A 23,317-nucleotide genomic window follows, 5' to 3' on the forward strand; every position below is an offset into this window, starting at 1 on the left:
TGATCAGAGGGGGAGGTGGGTGACCGCCGCGCGGAAGGCCGTCACGGCGGCGACGATCGCCGGGTGGGCGCCGTTCCCCTTCCTGAAGGCCGCCAGCGTGCGGCGGCTCAACGGCAGGCGCGTGAGCCGCACCCCGTGCGCCGGGCCGGCCGCTTGCGGGTGTGGCCCGAGCGGGACGTCTGGGCCGGCCGCTGGCGGGTGTGGCCCGTGCGCGACACGCTGGCCGGCCGCTGCCAGGTGTGGGACGAGTGCGACGCCGTGACCGGCGGCGGCGAAGGCCAGTACGGTGTCGAAGTCGTCGATGTGGTGTCGCACGAGAGGCTCGAACCCGGCCGCCTGGCACGCCCTGATCGCCATCGTGTGGCAGAGCGTGCCGGGCTTGTTGGTGATCCACCCGTCGCCCCTGGCGGCCGCGATCGAGGGTCGGTCCGTGAGGTACATGGGTTCGCTGAACAACGCCTCCGTCTCGATCGACGCGTCGGTGACCGGCGGGACGAAGTCGTACTCGTGCACGAGCGCCACATCCAGCTCCCCGGCCCGCAGCGCCGCCGAGACGTCCGCCGGGTCGATCTCGGCCACCATCGGCTCCAGCCCGGGATGGGCGCCGGTCAGGGCGGCGAGGGCGGGCGGCAGCAGCACGCGGGCCGCCGTGGGGAACGCGCCGATCCGCAGCGGCCCCGACGGCCCGCCCCGCGCGGCGGCGAGCGCCGCCGAGGCGCGTTCGAGCTGCTCCAGGACGGCCTGCGCGTGCTCCACGAGCAGGTGTCCTGCGGGGGTCAGCGTGACGGTGCGGCCTGTGCGTTCGAGCAGTGGCACGCCCGCCTCCCGCTCCAGCGCGCTGAGTTGCTGGGAGACGGCCGACGGCGTGAACGTGACCGCCTCGGCGACCGCCGCGATCGTGCCGCGCCTGGCGAGTTCGCGCAGGAGGTGCAGCTTGCGTGGGTCGAGCATAAGTTCAGCTTAAGCTCGAACGTAGAAATCCGTGCTGGTGCTAACGGGTTGCGGTCGGTCAAGCTCGAAGCATGCTGAGAGGAATTCACGTACCGCTGGTCACGCCGTTCGACGCGTCGGGTGAGGTGGCCGTGGACGCCATCGAGAAGCTCGCCAGGCAGGTGCTCGACGAGGGCGCCGCCGGTCTGGTCGCGCTGGGCACCACCGGCGAGGTGGCCGCGCTCGACCCCGAGGAGCGGGCGCGGGTGATCGAGGTGTGCGCGCGGGTCTGCGCCGAGAGGCAGGCTCTGCTCACTGTGGGGGTGACGGGCGCCGACACGCGCGCCACGGGCCGGGCGCTGCGCGAGCTGCCGTCGGAGGTGGGGGCCGCGCTGGTGACGATCCCGTCCTTCCTGCGGCCGGGCGAGCGCGGGGTCGTCGCGCACTTCGAGGCGCTGGCCGAGGAGACGCCGGTGCCGCTGGTGATCTACCACATCCCCTACCGCACCGGGCAGGCCGTCAGCGCCGCCACGCTGCGCCGGCTCGGCGCGCATCCGATGATCGCGGGCGCCAAGTACGCGGCCGGCGGCATCGACGCGGAGGCGGTCGAGCTGCTCGCCGATCCGCCCGAGGGCTTCGAGGTGCTGTGCGGCGACGACGTCTTCGTCTCGCCGCTGCTCGCGCTGGGGGCCGTGGGCGGCATCCTGGCCTCCGCGCACCTGGAGACCGCCGCTTTCGTGGAGCTGGCCGACGCCTGGCACGCGGGCGACGTCGTACGGGCCAGGGCGCTCGGGCACCGGCTGGCGCGGCTGTCGGCGGCGCTGTTCACCGAGCCCAACCCGACGGTGCTCAAGGGCGTGCTGCACGCGCGCGGCCTGATCCCCACGCCCGACGTACGGCTGCCGCTCGTGCCCGCGAGCGCCGAGGCGGTGTCGCGGGCCCTCGCCGCGAAATAGGGCTGGACAGGAAGTCGGGTTATGGGCTAGCTTCTCCCGCGATGGGTTCCCTGTGATTCTCGCGCCAGAGGCGCACACGCGTTGAGCTGCCGGCTCCGCCTGTGCCGCCTCATACCGGTCATTTTCCGAGGCGAGAAGAGGGGGTGGGCCCTTTATGCGTACTGCTGCTGCCCAACTGGCACTCAACGAGATCACCAAGCGTTACGACACCCGTGTCGTCCTGGACCGGGTGTCCTTCACCGTCAGGCCCGGCGAGCGGGTCGGCGTGATCGGGGACAACGGGGCGGGCAAGTCCACGCTGCTCCGGCTCATGGCGGGGGTCGAGCGGGCGGACAACGGCGAGATCACCGTCGTCGCGCCCGGCGGGATCGGGTACCTGCCGCAATCCCTGGAACTGCCGCCGCACGCCACGGTGGGGGACGTCATCGATCTGGCGCTGGCCGAGTTGCGCGAGCTGGAGGCCCGGATCCGCGCGGCCGAACTCGCGCTGTCGGCGTCGCACGGGAGTGTGGACGCCGACCGGGCACAGGTCCGGGGCGAGCGCCAGGCTGACGGCGCCGGGCATGCCGATGGCGGCACCGGGCCGGCTGAATGCGGTGCCGGACTGGCTGAGGGCGGTGCCTGGCAGGGCGGTGCCTGGCAGGGCGGTGCCTGGCAGGGCGGTGCCTGGCAGGGCGGTGCCGGGCTGGCTGAGGATGGCGTCGGGCAGGTCGGGGGCGGTGTCGGGCTGGCGGAGGTTTATGACCGGCTGGTGGCGGAGTTCGAGGCGCGCGGTGGGTACCAGGCCGACGTGCGGGTGGACGCCGCGTTGCACGGGCTCGGGTTGCCGGGGCTTGATCGGGCGCGCCCGGTCGGCACGCTTTCCGGTGGTGAACGATCCCGCCTCGCCCTGGCCGCCACGCTGGCCGCCGACCCTGAGCTGCTGCTGCTCGACGAGCCGACGAACGACCTGGACGACCGGGCCGTGGCCTGGCTCGAACAGCGGCTGCGCGCCCACCGGGGCACCGTGGTGGCGATCACGCACGATCGGGTGTTCCTGGAGCAGGTGACGTCCACCGTTCTGGAGGTCGAGGAAGGGCGGGTGCGCCGCTACGGGGACGGGTACTCCGGATACCTGGTGGCCAAGGCGGCCGAGCGGGCGGCGCGGTTGCGGGCGTACGAGGAGTGGAAGCAGGAGCTGGCCCGGCACTCGGGGCTGGTCGCCGCCAATGCCGGGCGGATGGCGGCCATCCCTCGCAAGATGGACAAGGCGGGCATGGGCACCGGGACGTGGCGCGCCCGGTCGCGTACGCACGGGGCGGCGGGGCGGGTGCGGCAGTCGCAGCAGCGCCTGCGGTGGCTCACGGACAACCCGGCCTCCCGGCCGCCTGACCCGCTCCGCTTCACGCCCACCTTCGAGCCGGACCGGGCGATGAGCGGCACGGCGGATCGTGCCGCAGATCGCCCGGTGGGCTCCGCGCTGAGCGGCGCGGTGGAGCGCGCGGTAAAGCACGCAGTGGCTGACGGTGTGGTGGCCGGGCTCGACGGGGTGCGGGTGGCGGGGCGGCTGCGGGTGGACGGGCTGACCGTGCACCGTGGTGAGCGGCTGCTCGTCACCGGTCCGAACGGGGCGGGCAAGACCACGCTCATGCGGGTGCTGGCCGGAGAGCTGCAGCCGGACGCGGGCGTCGTACGGTGCTCGGGCCGGGTCGGTCATCTCAGGCAGGACGGGCAGGCCGGGACGCCGGAGCGCACCGTGCTGGGGGCCTACGCCGCCGGCCGGGCCGGATCGCTGGAGGAGCACGCGGACGCGTTGCTGGCTCTGGGGCTGTTCCGGCCGTCGGAGCTGCGGTTGCGGCTGGGGGAGCTGTCGTACGGGCAGCGCCGCCGGGTCGAGCTGGCCCGTCTGGTCAGCGAGCCCGTGGACCTGCTGCTGCTCGACGAGCCGACGAACCACCTGTCGCCGCAACTCGTCGAGCAGTTGGAGGAGGCGCTGACGACGTACCGGGGTGCGCTGGTGATCGTCACGCACGACCGCCGCATGCGCGCCTCCTTCACCGGCTCCCACCTGGAGCTGCGCGCCGGCGCGGCCGTGTGACCGCGCCGGAGCGCCGACCGGCCGGGTGAGGGTGCTGGGTTCAGCGGTCCGATTCTCTGATGGCGGTGCCGACCTCGCTCACCCGGTCCGCCAGCAGCCCGATCGCGCCCACCGCCCGCACCACCGGATCGTCCTCGGCCCCGCCCAGGGCCTTGGCCTTGAGGTAGGCCGCCTTGACTGCCGCCCACCGCTCCGCCTGGGCGGGGGTGAGGCGGCCGCGCAGCTCGGCGAGCTTGAGCAGGTTGGCTTCCGCGTCGGCGGTCAGGGTCTGCGCCTCGCCGAGGTAGTGGTCGTCGATCACCGTTTCCAGCTCGTCGTCGTTCATGGCGGGCACGATGCGTTCGGCCAGCTTGTTCATGTTGCGGTAGGAGCCCTGGAGCCGGTACGGCGGTTCGGTGCGGGCGGCGTCCGACTGGGCGGCGGAGGCGATGTAGGCCTGGTTGTTGGCCAGCACCACCTCCTGCACGCGTACGAGCTTGGCCAGCACGCTGAGTATCTGGTCCAGCTCGGGCTTGGTGTAGGGGTGCGTGAGCTGGTCGGGCCGGACGGCCGGGTCGCCCTTGGCGAGGCGGACGAGCAGCTCGACGTCCGAGCGGTCGCGGCCGGACAGGGGCGCGAGGACAGGGTTGGAGGTGAGGGCGTTATCCACGTAGCTGAGCGCGAACAGCTCCTCCTTGCCCGACAGCACGTCGCCCAGGTTCCACACGTCGGCGCGGTTGGCCAGCATGTCGGGGATGCGGAAGCGGCGGCCCGACTCGGTGTACGGGTTGCCCGCCATGCACACGGCGAAGCGTTTGCCGCGCAGGTCGTACGTCCTGGTGCGCCCGTTCCACACGCCCTCGATGCGGCGCTGGGCGTCGCACAGCGAGATGAACTTCTGCAGCAGCTCCGGCGAGGTGTGCTGGATGTCGTCCAGGTAGAGCAGGGTGTTGTTGCCCGTCTCCAGCGCGAACGAGATCTTCTCCACCTCCTGCCTGGCCGTCGCGTCGGGCGCGTCCGCCGGGTCCAGGGAGGTGACCTCGTGGCCCAGCGCCGGGCCGTTGACCTTGACGAAGACCAGGCCGAGGCGGCTGGCCACGTACTCCATCAGCGTGGTCTTGCCGTAGCCGGGCGGTGAGATGAGCAGGAGCAGGCCCATCTGGTCGGTGCGCTTGCCCGCGCCCGCCGCGCCGAGCTGCTTGGCCAGGTTGTCGCCGATCAGCGGCAGGTACACCTCGTCGAGCAGGCGGTTGCGGACGAAGGCGCTCATCACCTTCGGCTTGTACTCCTCCAGGCGCAGCCGGCGGCGCTCGGCCTCGACCAGCTCGTTCCTGCGGCGCTGGTAGGCGCGGTAGGCGGGCACCCGTTCCCGGGCGAAGCGCCTGGTTCTGGGCAGCAGCTCGTCGAGGCGGATCTCCAGCTTGCGGTCCTGGATGCGCGGGTGCGCGCCGAGGAGGCCGTCCACGGTCTCGGCGGTGGTGGCGCTGGAGTCGTAGCGGGGCAGGTGGCCGCAGAGCTGGACGGCGATCGCCTCCGTCACCTCGGGCCCCTGGCGGTAGGCGGTGAGCCAGGCGTGGGCGAGCTGGACGCGCTCGGTGAGCGGCAGGGCCTTGAGGTCGTCCTCGAACTCGCGCGTCTTGACCGGCCCGAGCGCGTGGCGGAACCCGTCGAGCAGGTCGAGGGCCGGCTTGGCTGTGACGAAGCCGGCGGCCGCGGTGCCCAGTTCCTCGACGAGGTACTCGCCGGCGAGGTCCGCCTCAGGCAGGCCGAGGCCGGTCAGGAACGCGGCGATGGTCCGGTCCAGCTCGTCGGCGAGTGAGCCCAGGGCGGGCGTGACGCCGAAGATCGTGCGGGCTCTGACCAGGGACACGGCGCGGGCGGCCAATGTTTTACGTGAAACCTCGTCCGTCCCGAAGGCCCAGAAGAGTTGCGCCGCCGCCCTCGTCGCGGCGGGGTAGCGCAGCAGCCCGGCGCCTTCGCGCAGGCGGGTCAGGGTGTCCAGGATGAGTGCGGCGTCGTGGTCGTGGACGCCGCGCTCGTAGCCCTCGTCGTAGCGCTCCTCCGCGGCACGCCGCACCAGCTCCTGGAGCGAGTCGCCCGCCGTGACGGAGTCGAGGAGCGAGGCGGCCAGGTGCTCGGCCCGGTAGACGTCCGGGGTCTCGGAGACCAGCGTCTGGTCCCAGAAGGGCCGGGTGTCGCCGAACGAGTCGGGCACGGGCGCGCGGTAGTCGGTGCCGGTGATCGCGAAGTGCATAGACCCGTCGTGCGGGACGAGCGTCAGGTCGATCGGCTGCGTGTTCACGGCGAAGCGGTGGTGGCCCAGCCGCAGGGTCTCGCCGCCGTCCGAGAAGAGGTCGAGGCGGTCGCGCAGCGCCCGCCCCGCCTCCTGCTGCGCCGACTTGACCCGCCCGTCCAGCTCCTCGGCCCGTACGGCGTCGCCCAGCTCCCGCAGGCCGGCCGCGGCAGAGCGGACCTTGGCCACCATGGGGTCGGTCGCGAAGTAGGTGTTGACCTCGTCCAGCGACGACAGCGCCCCGAGCCGCCTGGTGACGCTGCCGAGGATGCGCTCGGCGGAGGAGAACAGGCGGTCGGCGCGGCGGGCGAGGTCGTCGAGCTGGGTCTGCTTGCGGGCGGAGAACGCCTCGTAGACGTCGTCCCGCTTGGCGGCGAGCTGCGCGGCGAAGTCGTCGAACTCGCCGAAGCGCGACTCCAGGTTCTCCACCTGCAGCATCAGCCGTCCGAGCTGCTCGTCGCACTTCTGCGGCGTGTCGGCCACGGCCAGCGCACCCGTGACGGCCTGCCCGAACAGCGCGAACTCGGCGGCGAACGCGGCCCGCCCCTCCGAGCCGAGCAGCTCGCGCCGCCGCCCGTCGAGGACGGCCCTGGCCCGGTTCACGCCGCCGAGCACCTCGGCGATGCGGCCCAGGATCGAGGTGCGGACGGTGGCGTCGGCGATGTCCAGCGAGCCGACGACCTCCGTGACCACCTCCAGCCCCTCGGCCTGCTCGGCCAGCCGGTCGGCGACGGGCGCGGCCTCGGCCACGGTGCCGATCGCGGCGGCGTCGGCGGCCAGCGCCTCGACGGCCGCGTGGTAGGCGGTGAACGCGTCCTGGCCCGACAGGAAGGCCACGGCGCGTCTGCCCGCCGAGCCCAGCTCCTCCGCCACGGAGTCCGACAGCGCGGACAGGGCGGACAGGTCGAGGTAGCGCACCTCGCGCAGCGTGACCAGGTGGCCCTGGGCGCGGCGGAGCGTGGCCAGCAGCGTGACCCAGGCGTCGGCGGTGGCCGGGGTCTCGGCCCTGGCGTGGCGGACGAGCTCGGTGGTCTCCTCGGTGGCCGTGGCGAGGGTCTGGGCGGCCTGGCGGGTGAGCTGCTCGACGTTCTCGTACTCGTCGAGCACCTGCTCGGCGGTGGCGCGCACGTCGGTGAGCGGCTCGCGCAGGCCGTGCTCGCCGAGCCAGTGGTAGGAGTCGAACGCGCGCGTGCAGGCGGCGATCAGCCCCTCGAACGTGCCGGCCGACGGCGCCATCTCCTCGACCATGCGCGCCACGGACAGGCAGTCGGAGATGCCCCGGACCAGCTCGGCGTTGCCGATGCGCTCCAGCGGTCCTGTGCCGGTGGGCTGGGCGGCGGCGTAGGTGTCCGACACGTACGGCGTCTGCCACACCTGCATCGGGTGCACCCGGGTCGGCTCGTCGGAGGTGGCGCGGAAGACCACCATCGTGCCGTCGTCGAACAGCGAGTACCCGTGGCAGACGATGGGGTTGGCCACCTCCTTCCTGATCACGTTGTAGGGCAGCAGCAGCGACCGCCCGTCGCCCCTGGCGTGGAAGACGTACAGGACGTCCTCGCCGTTGGGGGAGCGGACGACCCGCTCGAACTCCAGGTCGCTCACGTCCGTGTCGAACGTCTTGCTGACGCCCGTGGCCAGGTAGTAGCCGCCGGGGAAGATCAGCCCCTGGTCCTCGGGCAGCCGCTGGCAGGCCTGCCCGATGCCGTCGAGCCGGACGACCGCCTTGGTGCGGGTGTTGAAGACCAGGTGGCGGCGGTCGCTCTCCTTGTACGGCCGGATCCGCATGAGGATCAGCGGCCCCACGCGGGCGTACTCGACGTCGGCGTCCGCCAGGCTCTGCAGCGGCTCGGCGACCGGCTCGGCGTAGATGCCGGCGCCGCTCTCCGTGTTGTCCTCGATCTTGATGGTGAGGTCGCCGCCGACGGTCTCGACGAACACCTCGCCGCCGATGGAGATGTGCGGGTGGCGGCCGAGCACGTGGTCGTCGCGGGTGGTGGGGGTCCACTCGAAGTCGTGGGACGGGGGGAAGGTGTGGTCCCGCTCCCCACGGTTGTCCTGATATTTCGGGACACCGCCGTTGCTGACCGCCCAGCGCAGCACCCGCGTGTCCGCCGGACCCGTCTGGAACACGGCCAGCAGCTTGCCCTCGACCCGCCTGAGCTGGTGAAGCCTGGTCTCCTTGTAGTACCGGTAGAGCTCGGCGAAGTCCTTCCTGAACGCCGGGTCGTCCAGCGCCTCCAGCTTGTCCGCGTCGAACCGGAAGGCGTCGCCGTCCCTGGAGAAGCGGTGCACCGCGAACACGTCCGCCACCGTCGTCTCCGGCTTGAGGCCGATGAAGACGTTGTAGCCGAAGAGCATCACGCCGCCCAGGGAGACGATGTCCCTGGGGACGCAGTTGTTCTCGGTCCTGATCCGCTCGGTGCCCAGCAGGCGCAGCTCCGCCCCGCCGAAGACCTTCAGCCGCTCGTCGTTGAGCGTGCCGGCCGCCGCCGCCAGGGCCTTGGCCTGGGCCTGGAGGCGGTTGCGCAGGACCTCGTACGTCCCCGCCTCCAGGCCCGCTTCGAGCGTGCTCACTTGGCGCCGGCCAGGGCCGCCACCGGCGAGTCGGCCACGCCCAGCCGGCGGGCCGTCTCCAGCAGCTCGCCGAGGGCCGTGGTCTGCGGGCCGCCGTCCTGGATGAGCCGCATGAGCAGGGCGGACACGGTCAGGTTCTTCAGGTCCTCGGTGCTCACGCCGCCGACCACGCTCGCCAGGTCCGCGGCCAGGCTGGCGGAGCCGTTCACGTACGGCGACACGATCGCCCCGGCGACCTGGGAGTGGTCGACGAAGCCGTCCACCACCTTGCCCGCGGTGATCGAGCCGACCACCTTGTCGAAGAACATGGTGTCGCCGCCGACGATGTCGATGTTGGCCTTGGCCAGCCCGGCCGCCAGCACGCTGGCCTGCGACTCGGCGACCTGCCGGGTGACGTCGATGTGCTTGAGCCTGATCTCCTTGTCGGCCTCCAGGCGCAGGCGGTACTCCTCGTGCGCCCTGCTGGCCTCGTCCAGCGCGGCCATCGCGGCGGCCTTCTGGGTCAGGCCCTCGGCCTCGGCCTTGAGCTTCTCGCCGACGGCGGCGGCGCCGGCCAGCGCCATCGCCTGCTCGCCCTCGGCCTGCGCCTTGAGCCGGTCGCCCTCGACCAGCGCCATCGCCCTGGCCCCGTCGGCCTCGGCGGCCAGCTTCTCCTTCAGCACCAGCGCCTCGGCACGGCCCACCTTCTCGATGGCCTCGGCGTCGCGCTCCCTGACCTGCACCTGCGCCAGCCCGGAGGCGGCGGACTCGGCCTGGACGCCTTCGGCCAGCCGCATCTTGGCCCTGGCCTCCAGCTCGGCGGCCTGCTGGCGCGCCTCGGCCAGCACCAGCTCCTCGCGGGCCTTGAACTTGGAGGCGGCCTCCGCGGCCTCGGCGGCCTTGATGTCCTTGACCAGGTTCTCCTGGGCCTCGGCCTCGGCGGCGATGATCACCTGCTGACGGGTGCGCTCGGCCTCCTCGACCACGCGCAGCCGCTTGATCGACTCCTCCTGCTCGGCCACGGTCTTGTCGACCGCGATGCGCTCGCGGATCACCTCGGCGATCGACCGCTTCTCGGTCTCGACCTCCTTGTCCTTGGCGATGCGCGACAGCTCGGTCTCCCGCTCGCGGGCGATGACCTCCAGCATCCTGTCCTTCTCGATGCGCTCGCTCTCGATGGCGATGACGCGCTCGCGGTTCTTCTCGGCGACGGCGATCTCGCGGGCCCGGTTCTCGTTCTGGATGCCGAGCTGCTCGTCGGTCTTCATGTGCGCGGCCTGGGCGCGCAGCCGCTCCTCGGCCTGCACGCGGGCGATCTCGGCCTCCTCGCGCGCCTTGACGGTCTCGATCTCGCGGCGCTGCTTCAGCTCGGCGTCGGCCTGGCGGCGCTCCAGCTCCAGGATCGCCTCGCGGGCGTCCACGTTCTGCCGGGTGATCTCCTTCTCCTCGTTGCGCTGGAACTCGTTCGTGCGCACGTGCTCGATCGCCGTCAGCTCGGTGATCTTGCGGATGCCCTGCGCGTCGAGGATGTTGCTCTTGTCGAGCTGGCCCAGCGCGGTCTGCTCCAGGTAGTCGATGGCGGCGTCCTCCAGGCTGTAGCCGTTGAGGTCGGTGCCGATCAGCCGGACGATCTCGTCGCGGAACTCGTCGCGCTTGGTGTAGAGGTCGACGAAGTCGAGGTGCTTGCCCGCGGTCTTGAGCGCCTCGGAGAACTTCGCGTTGAACAGCTCCTGCAGCGTGGTCTCGTCGCTGGCGCGGGCGGTGCCGATGGCCTGGGCGACCTTGATGACGTCCTCGGCGGTCTTGTTCACCCGGACGAAGAACGTGATCTTGATGTCGGCCCTGATGTTGTCCCGGCAGATGAGCCCCTCGCGGCCGGTCCGTTCGATCTCGATGGTCTTGACCGAGATGTCCATGATCTCGGCCTTGTGCACCACCGGCAGCACCACGGCGCCGGTGAACGTCACGTCGACCTTGTTGACCTTCGAAACGATCAGCGCCTTGCCCTGCTCGACCTTGCGGAAAAGACGGCCGACGACGAAGAGAAGGCCGATCACGATGACCAGGACGACGGCCAGGAAAATGCCGAAGCCGGTGGAGATGACGTCCATCAGTGCTCACTTTCGTACGGCATGACCCAGAAGAATTCGCCGTCTTTGTCGTATTCGAAGATGAGTGCGTCGTCGCCGCGGACGAGACGGTCCTGGCCGGTCGTGCGGACCTGCACGACCGCGGACGAGCCGTCGGCGGCGGTGACCTCGGCCTGGCCGAAGTCCGGAGTGGCCGTGCCGGTGCGGATCACGCACATCTGGCCGACGAAGTCGCCGCGCGAGCGCGTGTCCCCCTGGGGGAACAGCCTGCGCAGCGGCGTCAGCAGGCCGCGCACGGCCAGCCAGGCCAGGGCCACCGCGACGACGGGCACGGCGATGAGCGCGCCGGTCGGCGCCAGTACGCTGCCGATGAGGCAGAGCAGCCAGGCCAGCGCGATGAGCAGCGACAGTGTGACCCCCGCTGGGGCTCCCCCGAGGCCCAGCCACGTGGCGTCGTCATCGGCCTCGAACAGGCCGGTGATGACGGTCAGCCAATACCCGGCGACCACCACGAGCAGGAAAGTGAAAATGACAGTCGGAAAGCTCAGTGCGATGTGAAAGAAGTCGGACATCCCGCCTCGTACTACCTATCCCCCTGTGTGTCCTGTCGGACTATATACAGATAAAGCGCGACTAAAGAAGAAAGTTCCCGAAACGGTTGGTGTCTTGACCTCAAGCGCGGTTGAGGTAGCAGGCTGGCCGGCATGAGCGAACTGATGAGAGCCGCCGCCTTCACCGAGCCCGGCGGCCCAGAAGTGCTGAAGGTGATGGAGCTCCCGGCGCCCCAGGCGGGCCCAGGTCAGGTGCGGGTGCGGGTGCGGGCGGCCGGGGTGCAGCCGTTCGACGCGGCCGTGCGGGGTGGATGGCTGCCGCCGTACCTGGACGAGGTGGGCTACCCGCGCATCCCGGGCAACGAGTTCGCGGGCGTGGTGGACCAGGTGGGTGAGGACGTGACAGGGGTGGCCGTGGGAGCCGAGGTGCTCGGCTTCTCCCGGCTGTTCGCCTACGCCGAGTACATCGTGGTGCCCGCGACCGACGTGACCGCCAAACCCGGCGGGGTGCCGTGGGAGGTGGCCGGCGGGCTGACCTCAGGCGTGCAGACGGCCGAGCTGGCCATCGACGGCATCGGCCTGGCGTCGGGCGAGACGCTGCTCGTGCACGGCGCGGCAGGCTCGGTGGGCACGGCGGCCGTGCAGATCGCCAGGCGGCGCGGAGCCACCGTGATCGGCACCGCCCGCGAGGTCAACCACGACCACCTGCGCGCCCTGGGCGCCGTCCCCGTCGCCTACGGCGAGGGCCTGGCCGACCGGGTGCGCGCGCTCGCGCCCGGCGGCGTCGACGCGGTGCTCGACGGGGCAGGCGGGCACGCACTGGAGGTCTCACTGGAGCTGGTACGCGACCGCGCCCGCATCGTCACGCTCGTCGAGCACGGCAGGGCCGCCGAGCTCGGCGTCCGGCTGGTGCAGGGGGAGCGCTCGGCCGAGCGGCTCGGACGTTACGCCGCCCTGTACGCCGAGGGCGCCTTCGCCTTCCCGGTGCGCAGGGCGTACCGGCTGGAGGAGGCCGCGGACGCGCACCGCGAGATCGAGACGGGACACGGCAGGGGCAAGGTCGTCCTCACCATCTAGCGCGGACGGCCTCCGCCACCCGCACCAGGATCTCGGCGAGCACCCGGTCGCCGTCGGCCACGTCCCACAGGAAGTTCTGCAGCACCCGGCCCAGCGTCCAGCCGGCCGCGCGGCGCGGGTCCAGGCCGAGGGCGTCCACCATGAAGTCGAAGCGCCGCAGCACCGCGCGCGGCACGTCGCCGCTCGCGATCACCTCCTCCCACCGGTTCCACAACGCGGGCAGCAGCTCGAAGCCCGGATCGCCGGCCAGCGGCTTGGGGTCGATGGCCAGCCACGGCTCCCGCTCGCCCGCCAGCACGTTGTCGTAGTGCAGGTCCCAGTGCAGCAGCCGGTCGCCGGGCTCGGAGGCGAGCTCGGAGACCGCGCCCGCGCACCAGCGCAGCCAGTAGCGGTCGCGCTCGCCGTAGACCCGGTCCACGGCGTCGTCCACCCGCGCCAGCATGCCGCGCGTGAGGTCGCCGAGGTCGCGCAGCCCGGCCGGGGCGGGATGGGCCGACAGACGGCGCAGCAGGCCCGTCAGCACCTCCAGGGACTCCATCACGTCGGGCACGTCCGACAGCGACCGGTCCGGTTGCAGCCGTTCGAGCAGCATGCTGCCGGTCTCCGGGTCGGCGTCGAGCAGTGACACCGCGCCGTCGCCCGCCCAGGCGCGCAGGGCCGCCGCCTCGTCCACGGTCTCGCTGGTCACCGGCTGCAGCTTCAGCGCGGCGGGGGTGCCGTCGGCGCGCAGCACCGGCAGCACCAGCGCGACGATCCCGTGGCTCGGCTCGCCGTCGAGCCGCAGCTCCCACTCCTCCAGAAAGCGTTCGGCCAGCGCGGGCAGCCCGGCGTTCCAGCCCGGCCCCGCGTCCCTCTCGTACTTCATGTGCGACTCGGTCAGCGCCTCCGGCACCTTGATCCTCATGACCCCAGTCTGCCAAGGGCCGCAGGTCTAGGGCTTCCCCTAAGGCACACCCTGAGGCGTCACCCGCGCGGCCGTGCCTACGCTGACAGCCCCGATGGAGGGAGGGCGGCCATGGCGGCGACGATCGTGTTCATCCACGGGCGGGGCCAGGAGGGCAAGGACCCGCAGGTGCTGCTGCGGGAGTGGTGCACCGCGCTGGCCGCCGGGCTGCACGTCCCCCGGCTGACCGCTCAGTGCGTGCTGCCCTACTACGGCAACGTCCTGCACCGCGTCACCGCCCAGGCGGCGCGCGAGGCCGCCGTCCTGGAGATGCCCGCCGACGGCGCCGAAGAGGTGCCTTTCCACCCCTTCATGCCGGAGGACGTCGGCGAGCTCGAGCGCCTCATGCTCGCCGACCTGGCGGCCGGCACCGGCGTGCCCACCGAGATGCTCGGCATCTCCGACGTTCTGTCCTGGACGCTGGCCCGGCGCCTGCTCACCTGGGTCTCCAAGAACACCAGCGTCGACAAGGAGATCATCAAGGTCTTCCTCCAGGACGTCGCCGTCTACCTCAGCCACGGCCGCAAGCCCGTCCTCGACGAGGTGCGCCGCCTGCTGCCGCCCACCGGCGACATCGTGCTCGTCTCCCACAGCCTGGGGACCGTGGTGTCCAGGGACCTGCTCGTCGAGGACGCCGTGCGGCGGCGGGTCGTGCTCTGGGTGACGGCCGGGTCGCCGCTCGGGCTGCCCACCATCCAGCGCAACCTGCTCGCCCGGGGGACGCGGCATCCGGGGGTGCGGTGGCTGACCACGTACGACGTGAACGACATCGTGGCCATCGGGCATCCGCTGGAGCGGGGGTGGGGGACGCCGCTCAGCCAGGTCGAGGTCGAGAACAGGGACACGCCGCACGCCATCGACCGCTACCTGAGGCACGGCAACGTCGCCTCACCCATCGGCCGCGCCTGCGCCTGAACGGCTGGGGCCCCGGCGCTCAGTAGTGCCAGGGGAACGGCGACCAGTCGGGCTCGCGCTTCTCCAGGAACGAGTCGCGCCCCTCGGCGGCCTCGTCCGTCATGTACGCCAGCCGCGTGGCCTCACCGGCGAACACCTGCTGCCCCACCAGCCCGTCGTCCACGGCGTTGAACGCGAACTTGAGCATCCGCTGCGCCGTGGGCGATTTCCCGTTGATCTTGCGCGCCCACTCCAGCGCCGTCGTCTCCAGCTCCTCGTGCGGCACCACGGCGTTGACCATGCCCATCCGGTGAGCGTCGGCCGCCGTGTACGTGTCGCCGAGGAAGAAGATCTCGCGGGCGAACTTCTGCCCGACCTGCCGCGCCAGGTACGCCGACCCGAAGCCGCCGTCGAAGCTGGCCACGTCGGCGTCCGTCTGCTTGAACCGGGCGTGCTCGGCGCTCGCGATGGTGAGGTCGGCGACGACGTGCAGGCTGTGCCCGCCGCCGGCGGCCCAGCCCGGGACGACGCAGATGACGACCTTGGGCATGAAGCGGATGAGCCGCTGCACCTCCAGGATGTGCAGGCGGCCGGTGGCGGGCGTGCCGTCGGCGTACTGGTAGCCGTCCTTGCCCCTGATGCGCTGGTCGCCGCCGGAGCAGAAGGCCCAGCCGCCGTCCTTGGGCGAGGGGCCGTTGCCGGTCAGCAGGACGCAGCCGACGTCGGTGGTCTGCCGGGCGTGGTCGAGCGCGCGGTAGAGCTCGTCGACCGTCTGCGGGCGGAAGGCGTTGCGGACCTCCGGGCGGTTGAAGGCCACGCGCACGGTGCCCTGGTCGACTGCCCGGTGGTAGGTGATGTCGGTGAAGTCGAATCCCTCGACCGGCTGCCACGCCTTGGGATCGAACAGCTCGGAGACCATGGCGAGAGCCTAATGGATGCGTTCGACGGCCCAGTCGGCCCACTCCTTCTGGGCCGCGGCCAGGCGCAGGCCGTACTCCATGGCGAGGCGGCCGTAGACGGACAGGTTGTCGGTGCCGCTCTCGACGAACTCGCGGATGCTCTTCAGGTGCTCCAGGCTCTCGACGGCCTCGTCGGCCTTCCTTCGCAGGTACTCGCGGGCCTGTTCGGGGGAGACCTGGGCGAGGAAGAAGACGCGCAGCAGCATGTCGCTGCGCATCACCTTGGTGGGCTCGACGTCGGTGACCCAGCGCCGCAGCTCGGCCAGGCCCTCCTCGGTGATGGCGTACTCCTTGCGGCCGCGCGGGCCTTCCGCGACCACGCTGACGAGCCCCGCTTCGGCGAGCTTGCCGAGCTCGGAGTAGAGCTGGCTCTGGGTGGCCGGCCAGACGTTGGCGAGGGAGACGTCGAACGTCTTCATCAGGTCGTATCCACTCGCGGGACCCTCGGAGAGCAGTCCCAGCACGGCGTGTCGAAGGCTCATATTCCTATATTGACATATCCCTACAGGAGGTTCCCTGTTCGACATGTCATTCTAGGAATATCGGCGGAACCTCCATGCGCGGCCTGCTCGGTTTTCTGCCCTGGATCGTCTACGCGTTCGTCGCGGCGCCGCATTCGCCGCTCACTCCGTACGGGCCCGCGCTGGTCAACGTCTGGCCGGCCGGGACGGCGTGGGGCTCGCTGGCCATCTGCAAGCCGTTCACGCTCGGCATCGCGCGCACCATGGCGCCGCGCGAGGTCTGGGAGAGCCCGCGGTTCTGTCGCGTCAACGCGGTCATCACCACGGTCTGGGCGTCGGCCTTCACCGTCGCCGCGCTCTCCCTGACGCTCGTGCCGGCCGCGGCGCCGCATGCGACCGCGCTGGTCATCGCCATCAAGGCGCTCTCGTTCGCTCTTCCCGCCGTGTTCACCGCCTGGTATCCGAAGCGGGTGCGGCGGGCCCTGATCAAGTAGGGCTGATCAAGTAAGTGAGTTATGTCACCTCGGCTCGCAACTCCGCGAGCAATTCCCCCTGGTCGGCCAGCATGTCGGTGAGTATGCGCCGGGCGGCGCCCAGCAGATCGGCCAGCTCGGGCGTGGCCAGCGTGTAGACCACGGTGCTGCCCTCGCGGATCGCACTCACGATCCCCGCCCTGCGCAGGACGGCGAGCTGCTGGGAGAGGCTCGAGGCCTCGATGTCGATCTGGGCCAGAAGATCCCTGACGGGCAGTGGCCCTTCCTGGAGTAGCTCCAACACTCGGATGCGAGCGGGGTGGCCGAGGGTTCGGAAGAAGTCGGCCTTGGCCTGGTAGACCTCCACGTGCATATTGTCAGAGTAATCCAGTGCAGTTGCATAATTCTTCAAGTCGCTAGGTTGTCGGATAGCATGACAGCGGGGACTAGGGAGTTGCCATGGGCCGAGGAAGAGCCAAGGCGAAGCAGACGAAGGTCGCTCGCCAGCTGAAGTACACCAACCACAACATCGACTACGACCGGCTTCGCGAAGAGCTGGGCGCAGACGAGCGACACGAGGAGATGTACCCTCCTACGCCGTCCGAGCAGGAGTCCGAGCGCGGGCGATGACGCGGGTCAGCTTCGCGGGGGCGAGGGTGACGTTCTTCAGCCGCCTGGCCTCCGGCGCCTGATCGGGCGCCGTGAGCTCCAGGCGGTGCAGCACCTCGCGGATGATGACGCGCATCTCGAGGAGCGCCAGTTGCGCTCCCACGCAGAAGCGCCGCCCGCCGCCGAACGGCATCCAGGCCTTGCCCTGGTGCCCTTCCAGGAAGCGCTCGGGACGGAACTCCCCGGGCGCGGGGAAGGCGGCGGGATCACGGTGCACGAGCGGGATGTACGGCCCGGCGTACCATCCGGCAGGGATCTCGTACCCGCCCAGCCGTAGCGGGGCGTCGAGCAGCCTCGGCGCCTCGATGACGACGGGCCGCACTCGCAGCACCTCCTTGACCACCGCGTCGAGGTAGGGCTCGTCGTCGGGGAGCCGCTCCAGCACCCCGGGCATGCGCAGGATCCGCTCGAAGGCCCAGGCCAGCCCGGTGGCGGTGGTCTCGTGGCCGGCGAACAGCATGGCGAGCAGCTCGTCGCGCAACTCCTGGTCGCCCAGCTCCGTCTCCAGCAGCCTGCCGAGCACGTCGCCGCCGCCCGGCGCCGTGCGGCGACGGCGGATCTCGTCGAGCAGGATGGCGTCCACCTCGGCCCGCAGCCGCACGAACCGCCTGTACCGGCCGAACGGCGCCCGCCCGGCGGGGCCGCGCAGCCGCTCCGGCAGCATCACCACCGACATGGCGCCGCCCACCTCGATCAGCTCGGGCAGCAGCACGTGCAGCCGCTGGACACGCCCGGCGTCCGTGATGCCGAAGATCAGCCGGATGATGATCTCCAGCGTGATCTCCTGGAAGTGGTCGCGCAGCCCGAACGGCCGGTCCAGCGGCCACGTCGCGATCTTCTCCGCCGCGATCGCGGCGATGTCGTCCTCGTAGCCGGCGACCTGTCTGGCGCGCAGCGGCGGGTTGAGCGTCTTGCGGTGCCGCCACCACGCGTCGCCGTCCTGCGTGAGCACCGACTGCGAGCCGACCAGGTGCTGCAGGAAGACGCGCCGGGCCTCGCCGGCGCGCCCGTGACCGCTGTGGTCGGTGCGGTAGACCTGCTCGGCCAGCTCGGCGGTGGTCACGAAGACCTCGGGCGGGAAGCCGGCGTTGCGGACCGTGAAGATCGGTCCGTACCTGCGGTGATAGCTCTCGAACGCGCCCGGGGCGTCCGCCATGAACCAGGCGGTCTGCGCTATCGCGGGCATTTTCGGGCCGGGAGGGATCATTGTCGTGCCTCCTAGTAAATGTACGTACGTCATAGACGCTCGTATACGTCAGTAGCATAGACCCGTGGCACGAACGAACGCCGGTGGTTACCGCGAACGCCTCCTGGCGGGAGCGGTGAGCTGCCTTCAGGAGAAGGGGTACGCGCACACGACCGCGCGCGACCTGGTCGCCGCCTCCGGCACCAACCTGGCCTCCATCGGTTACCACTTCGGCGGCAAGGACGCCCTGCTCAACGAGGCCATCGCGGCGGTGTTCGACGAGTGGACCGAGCGGGTCGAGCGCGCGCTGTTCGGCGCCGACCCCGGCTCCCCCCGCGAGATGCTGCAACGGGCCATGGCCGAGCTGGTGGACGTCTTCGACGAGCTGCGGCCGGTGATCGTCCTGTGCGTCGAGGGGTATCCGGCGGCGCTGCGCGCGCCTCTCCTGCGGGAGAAGCTGGCCGACGCGTACGCCAGGACACGGGTGGCGGGCGCCGACATGCTGCGCCGGGCGAGCCGGGAGCTGGGGGTCGAGCTGCCACTGGAGCCCGAGGTGCTGGTCTCCGTGGTGGTGGCCATCACCGACGGGCTCATGCTGCAGTGGCTGCTCGACCCCGACGCCACGCCCGACGCGCGCCAGGTCGTCGAGGCCATCGCGGCCCTCGGTGCGCTCATCGCCTGATCAACTGGCAAAGGTAGGCGAACGCACGCATGTCGGCGGCGGGTGTGGGCACATCCCCGGATGACGAGGAGATCAAGACATGCGCGTAGGAATCGTGGGTTCCGGAAGGCTGGGCACGCCGCTCGGCCGACTGCTCGCGGTGGCGGGCCATGACGTGTTCTTCAGTGACGCCGACCCCGGCCGCGCGGCAGCCGCCGCCCGGGCCGCCGACGGCCAGGCACAGGACGGGAAGCCGGGGGAGGCGGCGCGGTTCGGCGAGGTCGTGATCATGGCGGTCGGCTGGGAGGCGTTCCCGGCGGTGGTGGCGGAGCTGGACGGCACGCTCACCGGCAGGATCGTCGTCGATCCGAGCAACCCGATCGGCGAGCGCGACGGCGCGGCCGTCGTGGTGGCCGTGCCCGGCGGGCTCACCAGCCCCCAGTACCAGCAGCACGTGCTGGGCGACGGCGTGCGGCTGGTGCGCACGTTCAACACCAAGTACCCCAACGAGCTGCTGGAGCTCGGCATCGCGGGGCAGCGCGGCGGGGCGCGCGCCGACATGCCCTACTGGGGCGACGACGACGAGGCCAAGAAGGCCGTGGTGCCGCTGATCGAGGACGCCGGGTTCACGGCCATCGACGGAGGCGGCCTGTCGGAGGCGCTCTGATCTGTGATGATCAGGTCGCGCAGGAGTCGTGGGTGGCGTCGAAGCCCTTCATCGCCTCCGTGTCGTCCGTACGCAGCGGCTTGAGCCCCTTCCAGTCGTTCCCCAGCACCAGGATCAGCCGGTTCGTCCTGGCGGCGGGCATGGCGCGGGTGGCGGAGCCCTGGAGGTCGTTGGTGAGCGTCGGCACCCGCGTCTCGCCGTTCGGCCCGTAGACGATCGTGGTCTTCGCCTGCGGCTTCGTCGCCGTGTCGCCGATCTTGGCGATGTGGTAGCCGCGCTGTTCGAGGAAGGCCGCGACCTCCGTGGCCAGGCCGCTGCGCCAGGTGCCGTTGCGCAGCTCGACCTGGATCTTCGAGCGGCCCACCTTGGCCTGGCCGCCCTTGACGCCGTCCACGCTCTGGTCCCTGGCCACGATCTGGAACAGCCGCTTGGACTGGTCGGGCACCCACTCCACCCGGCCGGGCTGGGTGAGCGAGTAGTGCCACGGCGTGGTGATGAAGCGGATCTTGCTGATGTCCAGGCCCTGGAGGCTGACCGCGAGGTCCTTCATGACGCCGGTCGTCAGGCCCTGGTCGGTGGTGATCGCCTGGGTGGCGGCGTCGAGCGTGCCGAGGAGCTTGGCCGGGTCGGTGAGCGTCTCGCCGCTCATCACCTTCTTGACCATCGAGGCGATGAACATCTGCTGCCGCTGGATGCGCCCGATGTCCGAGCCGTCGCCCAGGCTGTAGCGGGCCCGCACGTAGCCGAGCGCCTGCTCGCCGGTGAGCGTCTGCCGCCCGGCGGGCAGGTGCAGCAGTGCCTTCTTGTCGTCGATCGCCTCGGGCAGGCAGACCTCGACGCCGCCGACGGCGTTCACGATGCCCTTGAAGCCCGTGAAGTCCACCTTCACGAAGTGGTCGATGTGGATGCCGGTGAGCGACTCGATCGTCTTCCAGGTGCAGGCGATGCCGCCGGAGTTGAACGACTCGTTGATCATGCCGACGTGCGCCTGCTGGCCGGGCAGGCCCTTGGTGGCGCGGCAGGCGGGAAGCTGGACGACCGAGTCGCGCGGGAAGCTGATCACCATCGCGTTGTCGCGCTTGGACGACAGATGCGCCAGCATGATCGTGTCGGTGCGCTCGCCCGCGACCTTGCCGTACTTGGCGTTCTTGCCGTTGCGCTGGTCGGAGCCGACGATCAGGACGTTCATCGCGGTGCCCGCCACCTTGGGCGGCCTGGTCGCGCCGAGGTCCTCGGCGGTGACGTCCTCGTGCTCGATGTTGCCGGTCAGGCGCGCGTACACGCCGACGGCCACCCCCGTGACGAGGAGGACGACGGTCACCGCAACCGCGATCACCCAGCGCAGCCAGCGGCGTCGCCGCCGCGGCGGCGCGCCAGGCTCGGAGGGCGGTGCGTCGACAAGCCCGCTGCTCACGTGACTCCCACAGGACGGGGCCGCGGGCAGCCGCCCATGGCCAAGAGCCTCGCCGTACAGATCTCGGCCGTTGATCGAGCCTGAGTGTACTCAGTCAGGCTGGGAGTCGCGCCCAGAGTCGTACGCGGGACCTTGGTTGTCAGCCGGGCAGCGCCGGCGCACCCCCATCCGTCAGTCGGGCAGGTCGACCCGCAGCGACACCGTGCCGCGCAGGTCGAGCCAGGCCGCGCCGGGGCCGCGCACCAGGCGCAGCACCACCTCCTCGCAGCCAGGGCAGCGGGCGACCAGGCCAGGGTCGGGCCCGTACACGCGCAGCGAGGCGACGGGCCCGGCCAGCCCGCAGCTCGCGCAGCGGCCGGTCGCGGAGGTCACGTCCACGGCGAAGATCTCGCCCAGCGGGCCCGCCAGCGCGTTGCCGTCCAGGTGTTCGGTCATGTCAGCCTCCGGTCGGACCGAAACGTTCGGTTCTGATGCGTTCTGGCGCGTGGCCGAGCGCGAGCAGCAGGTCGGCCGCCGTCTCCACGAACCCGGTCGGCCCGCAGACGAAACAGTCGGGCTCGAACGAGGCCGGCCAGCCGCCCTCGGCCAGGTCGTCCAGCATGATGCGGCGCGCGGGCCTGGACAGGCCCTCGGGCACCGACCTGGTGTAGAGGTAGGAGACGTCCAGCCCAGGGTCGGGGCGGCGCAGCTCCTCGGCGTAGTAGCGGCGATCGGGGTCGCGCAGCGAGTACAGCAGGCGGAACGGCACGCGGCTGCCCGCCTGCCTGCGCGCCCTGACCATGGACATCAGCGGCACGATGCCCGAGCCGCCGCCCACCAGCAGCACCGGCGCCCGGCTCTCCGGCCGCCACACGAACCAGCCGCCCACCGGGCCGCGGATCTCCACCTGGTCGCCGACCCGCATCTCCTCCGTCAGGTACGGCGACACCTCGCCGTCCGGCACCGTCTCCACGGTCAGCTCGATCAGGTCGCCGTCGGCGGGCCCGGCCACCGAGTAGCTGCGCTGCGCCGTGTAGCCGTCCTCGGCCGTCAGCCGCACGTCCACGTGCTGGCCCGCCAGGTGCCCCGGCCAGCCCGGCACCCGGAACCGCAGCGTGCGCGCGGTCGCGGTCTCGGCGGAGCCGTGCACCAGCTCGGCCGGCCGCCACGTCGCGCGGCGCACCCTAGTCGCCCTCGTAGCGCTGCTCACGCCACGGGTCGCCGTAGTTGTGGTAGCCGGCGGTCTCCCAGAAGCCCGGCCAGTCCTCGTTCAGCAGCCTGATGCCGCGCACCCACTTGGCCGACTTCCAGAAGTACAGGTGCGGCACGATCAGCCGGGCCGGCCCGCCGTGGTACGGCGCCAGCTCCTCGCCGTCGAAGGTGTGCACGATCCACGCCTTGCCGTCGAGGAGGTCCTCCAGGGGCAGGTTCGTGGTGTAGCCGCCGTAGGAGTAGACCAGCGCGTACTCGGCGGCGGTCTCCACGTCCTCGAAGAGCACGTCGAGCGAGACGCCCTCCCACGTGGTGTCCAGCTTCGACCACTTGGTGACGCAGTGGATGTCGACCGTGGGGGTCTCGGCGGGCAGCGCCTTGAACTCCTCCCACGACCAGCGGTGCGTCTGCTCCGCCTCGGTGTCGATGGCGAACTCCCACCGGTCGAGCGGGACCCGCGGCGTCGGCCCGGCCGACAGCACGGGGAAGTCGTCCACCAGGTACTGGCCGGGCGGCACCCGGCCGCCGTCGTCTCTGCGCTTTCCCCGGAAACCGCGCGAAATGATGCTCATGTACCCCTCCCGAGCCCATTCCACCACGGGCCCCTTTCCCGCCCGCCAACGACCCGCCCGCCTACGCGCCTGCCCGCCCGTCAACGACCCGTACGCGGCCCGGCCAGGCCCGGCTCGTAGGCGAACACCCCGATCCGGGCGGTGGTCGCCGGCGCTGGGGCGGACGCCGGTACTACTCCCGTCGTAGTCGGGCCGCCGCTGCTGCATCCGGTGTCGTAGCGGCAGGATTCGCCCGCCGCACGACGACCGGCGGGGGGTGTGCGGACCACGATGGCGGCCATGGAGAGAACCTGTCCCAGGAGCCGATCATGACCGCTACCCCTGCCACGGCCGCCCGTCCGGCGGCCTGGCCCATCCAGACCCTCAAGGCCGTGGCCGTGCTGCACGTGGTCGCGCTGCTGGTCCAGGCGATCACGGCCGGCATGCTGCTGTCGTCGCCCGGCGGGCGGGCGCTGCACGGGGCGTCGGCCATGGCGCTGGCCGTCATCGGGCTGCTGCACCTGGTCGCGGCGATCCTGGTCTGGCGGCCGGGTGGCGGGTCCGCGCGGTTCGTCGGGCCGGCCGCGGGGCTGCTGGTGTTCACGATCGTGGCGGCGGTGCTCGGCGTCGCGCACGTGAAGATCGTGCACCTGCCGCTCGGGGTGCTGCTGTTCGGCGGCGGCGTGGCCCAGATCATCCGCGTCATGGCCCGGCCGGGACGGCCATGACCCCGATCCGGCGC

At 71.5% G+C, this 23,317-nt stretch carries 23 protein-coding genes; 9 read left to right on the top strand and 14 right to left on the bottom strand.

Annotated elements, in window-relative coordinates:
• Positions 1–3: 3 nt before the first annotated feature.
• The gene (locus ABD331_RS42395) at positions 4–951 is read right to left on the bottom strand and encodes a LysR family transcriptional regulator (protein ID WP_344488198.1); all 948 of its coding nucleotides are present in this window, start codon (positions 949–951) and stop codon (positions 4–6) included.
• Between the two features lie 71 nt (positions 952–1,022).
• Here ABD331_RS42395 and ABD331_RS42400 point away from each other — a divergent pair, with 71 nt between their 5' ends.
• Entirely contained in the window at positions 1,023–1,886 is an 864-nt protein-coding gene (locus ABD331_RS42400) for a 4-hydroxy-tetrahydrodipicolinate synthase family protein (protein WP_344488200.1), read from the top strand.
• Between the two features lie 154 nt (positions 1,887–2,040).
• Positions 2,041–3,963, top strand: coding sequence for an ABC-F family ATP-binding cassette domain-containing protein (locus ABD331_RS42405; RefSeq protein ID WP_344488202.1), 1,923 nt, complete (start codon positions 2,041–2,043; stop codon positions 3,961–3,963).
• A gap of 40 nt (positions 3,964–4,003) precedes the next feature.
• Here the strand turns inward: ABD331_RS42405 and ABD331_RS42410 are convergent, their stop codons facing one another.
• Genes ABD331_RS42410 through ABD331_RS42420 form a run of 3 tightly spaced genes read right to left on the bottom strand, consistent with a single transcriptional unit; the run spans position 4,004 to position 11,387 of the window.
• Positions 4,004–8,809 (bottom strand): DNA repair ATPase, encoded by a 4,806-nt coding sequence (locus ABD331_RS42410; RefSeq protein WP_344488204.1) that lies wholly within the window; start codon positions 8,807–8,809, stop codon positions 4,004–4,006.
• Positions 8,806–10,899, bottom strand: a complete 2,094-nt coding sequence (locus tag ABD331_RS42415; RefSeq protein WP_344488206.1) for a flotillin family protein — start codon at positions 10,897–10,899, stop codon at positions 8,806–8,808. Before ABD331_RS42415 ends, ABD331_RS42410 begins: the two co-directional genes overlap by 4 nt.
• Positions 10,899–11,387, bottom strand: coding sequence for a hypothetical protein (locus ABD331_RS42420; protein ID WP_344488208.1), 489 nt, complete (start codon positions 11,385–11,387; stop codon positions 10,899–10,901). Before ABD331_RS42420 ends, ABD331_RS42415 begins: the two co-directional genes overlap by 1 nt.
• 207 nt (positions 11,388–11,594) lie before the next feature.
• On the opposite strand from ABD331_RS42420, the gene ABD331_RS42425 reads away from it, so the two are divergent.
• Entirely contained in the window at positions 11,595–12,506 is a 912-nt protein-coding gene (locus ABD331_RS42425; RefSeq protein WP_425566196.1) for an NADP-dependent oxidoreductase, read from the top strand.
• Here ABD331_RS42425 and ABD331_RS42430 read toward each other — a convergent pair.
• A complete protein-coding gene (locus ABD331_RS42430; protein WP_344488212.1) occupies positions 12,496–13,410 on the bottom strand; it encodes an aminoglycoside phosphotransferase family protein in 915 nt (304 codons plus the stop codon). The genes ABD331_RS42425 and ABD331_RS42430 overlap by 11 nt on opposite strands.
• Before the next feature lie 111 nt (positions 13,411–13,521).
• On the opposite strand from ABD331_RS42430, the gene ABD331_RS42435 reads away from it, so the two are divergent.
• The gene (locus ABD331_RS42435) at positions 13,522–14,364 is read left to right on the top strand and encodes a hypothetical protein (protein WP_344488214.1); all 843 of its coding nucleotides are present in this window, start codon (positions 13,522–13,524) and stop codon (positions 14,362–14,364) included.
• A 19-nt stretch (positions 14,365–14,383) separates the two neighbouring features.
• Here the strand turns inward: ABD331_RS42435 and ABD331_RS42440 are convergent, their stop codons facing one another.
• Positions 14,384–15,262 (bottom strand): 1,4-dihydroxy-2-naphthoyl-CoA synthase, encoded by an 879-nt coding sequence (locus ABD331_RS42440; protein WP_344488216.1) that lies wholly within the window; start codon positions 15,260–15,262, stop codon positions 14,384–14,386.
• Positions 15,263–15,271: 9 nt separating this feature from the next.
• A complete protein-coding gene (locus ABD331_RS42445) occupies positions 15,272–15,784 on the bottom strand; it encodes a PadR family transcriptional regulator (RefSeq protein ID WP_344488218.1) in 513 nt (170 codons plus the stop codon).
• A 74-nt stretch (positions 15,785–15,858) separates the two neighbouring features.
• Between ABD331_RS42445 and ABD331_RS42450 the strand changes: the two genes are divergently transcribed.
• Entirely contained in the window at positions 15,859–16,257 is a 399-nt protein-coding gene (locus ABD331_RS42450; RefSeq protein ID WP_344488220.1) for a hypothetical protein, read from the top strand.
• Between the two features lie 19 nt (positions 16,258–16,276).
• On the opposite strand, the gene ABD331_RS42455 is transcribed toward ABD331_RS42450, so the two are convergent.
• Positions 16,277–16,609 (bottom strand): ArsR/SmtB family transcription factor, encoded by a 333-nt coding sequence (locus ABD331_RS42455; protein WP_043615149.1) that lies wholly within the window; start codon positions 16,607–16,609, stop codon positions 16,277–16,279.
• An 86-nt stretch (positions 16,610–16,695) separates the two neighbouring features.
• Between ABD331_RS42455 and ABD331_RS61130 the strand changes: the two genes are divergently transcribed.
• Positions 16,696–16,866 carry a DUF3073 domain-containing protein gene (locus ABD331_RS61130; RefSeq protein ID WP_148440757.1) on the top strand — a complete coding sequence of 57 codons (171 nt, stop codon included), beginning with the start codon at positions 16,696–16,698 and terminating at the stop codon, positions 16,864–16,866.
• Here the strand turns inward: ABD331_RS61130 and ABD331_RS42465 are convergent.
• The gene (locus ABD331_RS42465) at positions 16,829–18,112 is read right to left on the bottom strand and encodes a cytochrome P450 (RefSeq protein WP_344488225.1); all 1,284 of its coding nucleotides are present in this window, start codon (positions 18,110–18,112) and stop codon (positions 16,829–16,831) included. The two genes, ABD331_RS61130 and ABD331_RS42465, sit on opposite strands and share 38 nt — an antisense overlap.
• Positions 18,113–18,176: 64 nt before the next feature.
• Here ABD331_RS42465 and ABD331_RS42470 point away from each other — a divergent pair, with 64 nt between their 5' ends.
• Together ABD331_RS42470 and ABD331_RS42475 are read left to right on the top strand one after the other, a co-directional pair.
• Complete coding sequence (locus ABD331_RS42470; protein WP_344488227.1) at positions 18,177–18,773, top strand: TetR/AcrR family transcriptional regulator; 597 nt, start codon at positions 18,177–18,179, stop codon at positions 18,771–18,773.
• Positions 18,774–18,852: 79 nt separating this feature from the next.
• Entirely contained in the window at positions 18,853–19,419 is a 567-nt protein-coding gene (locus ABD331_RS42475; protein ID WP_344488229.1) for an NADPH-dependent F420 reductase, read from the top strand.
• 10 nt (positions 19,420–19,429) lie between these two features.
• Here the strand turns inward: ABD331_RS42475 and ABD331_RS42480 are convergent, their stop codons facing one another.
• From ABD331_RS42480 to ABD331_RS42500, 5 genes are all read right to left on the bottom strand, one after another.
• Entirely contained in the window at positions 19,430–20,833 is a 1,404-nt protein-coding gene (locus ABD331_RS42480; protein ID WP_344488231.1) for an LCP family protein, read from the bottom strand.
• Between the two features lie 171 nt (positions 20,834–21,004).
• Positions 21,005–21,268, bottom strand: a complete 264-nt coding sequence (locus ABD331_RS42485) for a DUF6510 family protein (protein ID WP_344488233.1) — start codon at positions 21,266–21,268, stop codon at positions 21,005–21,007.
• A gap of 1 nt (position 21,269) precedes the next feature.
• Positions 21,270–21,995, bottom strand: a complete 726-nt coding sequence (locus ABD331_RS42490; protein WP_344488235.1) for a ferredoxin reductase — start codon at positions 21,993–21,995, stop codon at positions 21,270–21,272.
• A 1-nt stretch (position 21,996) separates the two neighbouring features.
• Positions 21,997–22,596: a sulfite oxidase-like oxidoreductase gene (locus ABD331_RS42495; RefSeq protein ID WP_344488237.1), complete on the bottom strand. Its 600-nt coding sequence runs from the start codon at positions 22,594–22,596 to the stop codon at positions 21,997–21,999.
• 80 nt (positions 22,597–22,676) lie between these two features.
• Positions 22,677–22,877, bottom strand: coding sequence for a hypothetical protein (locus tag ABD331_RS42500; protein WP_344488239.1), 201 nt, complete (start codon positions 22,875–22,877; stop codon positions 22,677–22,679).
• Between the two features lie 27 nt (positions 22,878–22,904).
• Here ABD331_RS42500 and ABD331_RS42505 point away from each other — a divergent pair, with 27 nt between their 5' ends.
• Positions 22,905–23,303 (top strand): hypothetical protein, encoded by a 399-nt coding sequence (locus tag ABD331_RS42505; protein WP_344488241.1) that lies wholly within the window; start codon positions 22,905–22,907, stop codon positions 23,301–23,303.
• Positions 23,304–23,317 lie beyond the last annotated feature (14 nt).

The sequence above is a fragment of the Nonomuraea monospora genome (genome assembly GCF_039531895.1).
In the GTDB taxonomy this organism is placed as follows: Bacteria; Actinomycetota; Actinomycetes; order Streptosporangiales; family Streptosporangiaceae; genus Nonomuraea; species Nonomuraea monospora.

Coding starts and splice junctions, on each gene's coding strand:
- ABD331_RS42430 (WP_344488212.1), bottom strand. CDS start 13,410: ATGAGGATCAAGGTGCCGGAGGCGCTGACCGAGTCGCACATGAAGTAC.
- ABD331_RS42455 (WP_043615149.1), bottom strand. CDS start 16,609: ATGCACGTGGAGGTCTACCAGGCCAAGGCCGACTTCTTCCGAACCCTC.
- ABD331_RS42440 (WP_344488216.1), bottom strand. CDS start 15,262: ATGGTCTCCGAGCTGTTCGATCCCAAGGCGTGGCAGCCGGTCGAGGGA.
- ABD331_RS42445 (WP_344488218.1), bottom strand. CDS start 15,784: ATGAGCCTTCGACACGCCGTGCTGGGACTGCTCTCCGAGGGTCCCGCG.
- ABD331_RS42435 (WP_344488214.1), top strand. CDS start 13,522: ATGGCGGCGACGATCGTGTTCATCCACGGGCGGGGCCAGGAGGGCAAG.
- ABD331_RS42400 (WP_344488200.1), top strand. CDS start 1,023: ATGCTGAGAGGAATTCACGTACCGCTGGTCACGCCGTTCGACGCGTCG.
- ABD331_RS61130 (WP_148440757.1), top strand. CDS start 16,696: ATGGGCCGAGGAAGAGCCAAGGCGAAGCAGACGAAGGTCGCTCGCCAG.
- ABD331_RS42425 (WP_425566196.1), top strand. CDS start 11,595: ATGAGAGCCGCCGCCTTCACCGAGCCCGGCGGCCCAGAAGTGCTGAAG.
- ABD331_RS42395 (WP_344488198.1), bottom strand. CDS start 951: ATGCTCGACCCACGCAAGCTGCACCTCCTGCGCGAACTCGCCAGGCGC.
- ABD331_RS42500 (WP_344488239.1), bottom strand. CDS start 22,877: ATGGCCGCCATCGTGGTCCGCACACCCCCCGCCGGTCGTCGTGCGGCG.
- ABD331_RS42465 (WP_344488225.1), bottom strand. CDS start 18,112: ATGATCCCTCCCGGCCCGAAAATGCCCGCGATAGCGCAGACCGCCTGG.
- ABD331_RS42495 (WP_344488237.1), bottom strand. CDS start 22,596: ATGAGCATCATTTCGCGCGGTTTCCGGGGAAAGCGCAGAGACGACGGC.
- ABD331_RS42475 (WP_344488229.1), top strand. CDS start 18,853: ATGCGCGTAGGAATCGTGGGTTCCGGAAGGCTGGGCACGCCGCTCGGC.
- ABD331_RS42415 (WP_344488206.1), bottom strand. CDS start 10,899: ATGGACGTCATCTCCACCGGCTTCGGCATTTTCCTGGCCGTCGTCCTG.
- ABD331_RS42485 (WP_344488233.1), bottom strand. CDS start 21,268: ATGACCGAACACCTGGACGGCAACGCGCTGGCGGGCCCGCTGGGCGAG.
- ABD331_RS42405 (WP_344488202.1), top strand. CDS start 2,041: ATGCGTACTGCTGCTGCCCAACTGGCACTCAACGAGATCACCAAGCGT.
- ABD331_RS42505 (WP_344488241.1), top strand. CDS start 22,905: ATGACCGCTACCCCTGCCACGGCCGCCCGTCCGGCGGCCTGGCCCATC.
- ABD331_RS42450 (WP_344488220.1), top strand. CDS start 15,859: ATGCGCGGCCTGCTCGGTTTTCTGCCCTGGATCGTCTACGCGTTCGTC.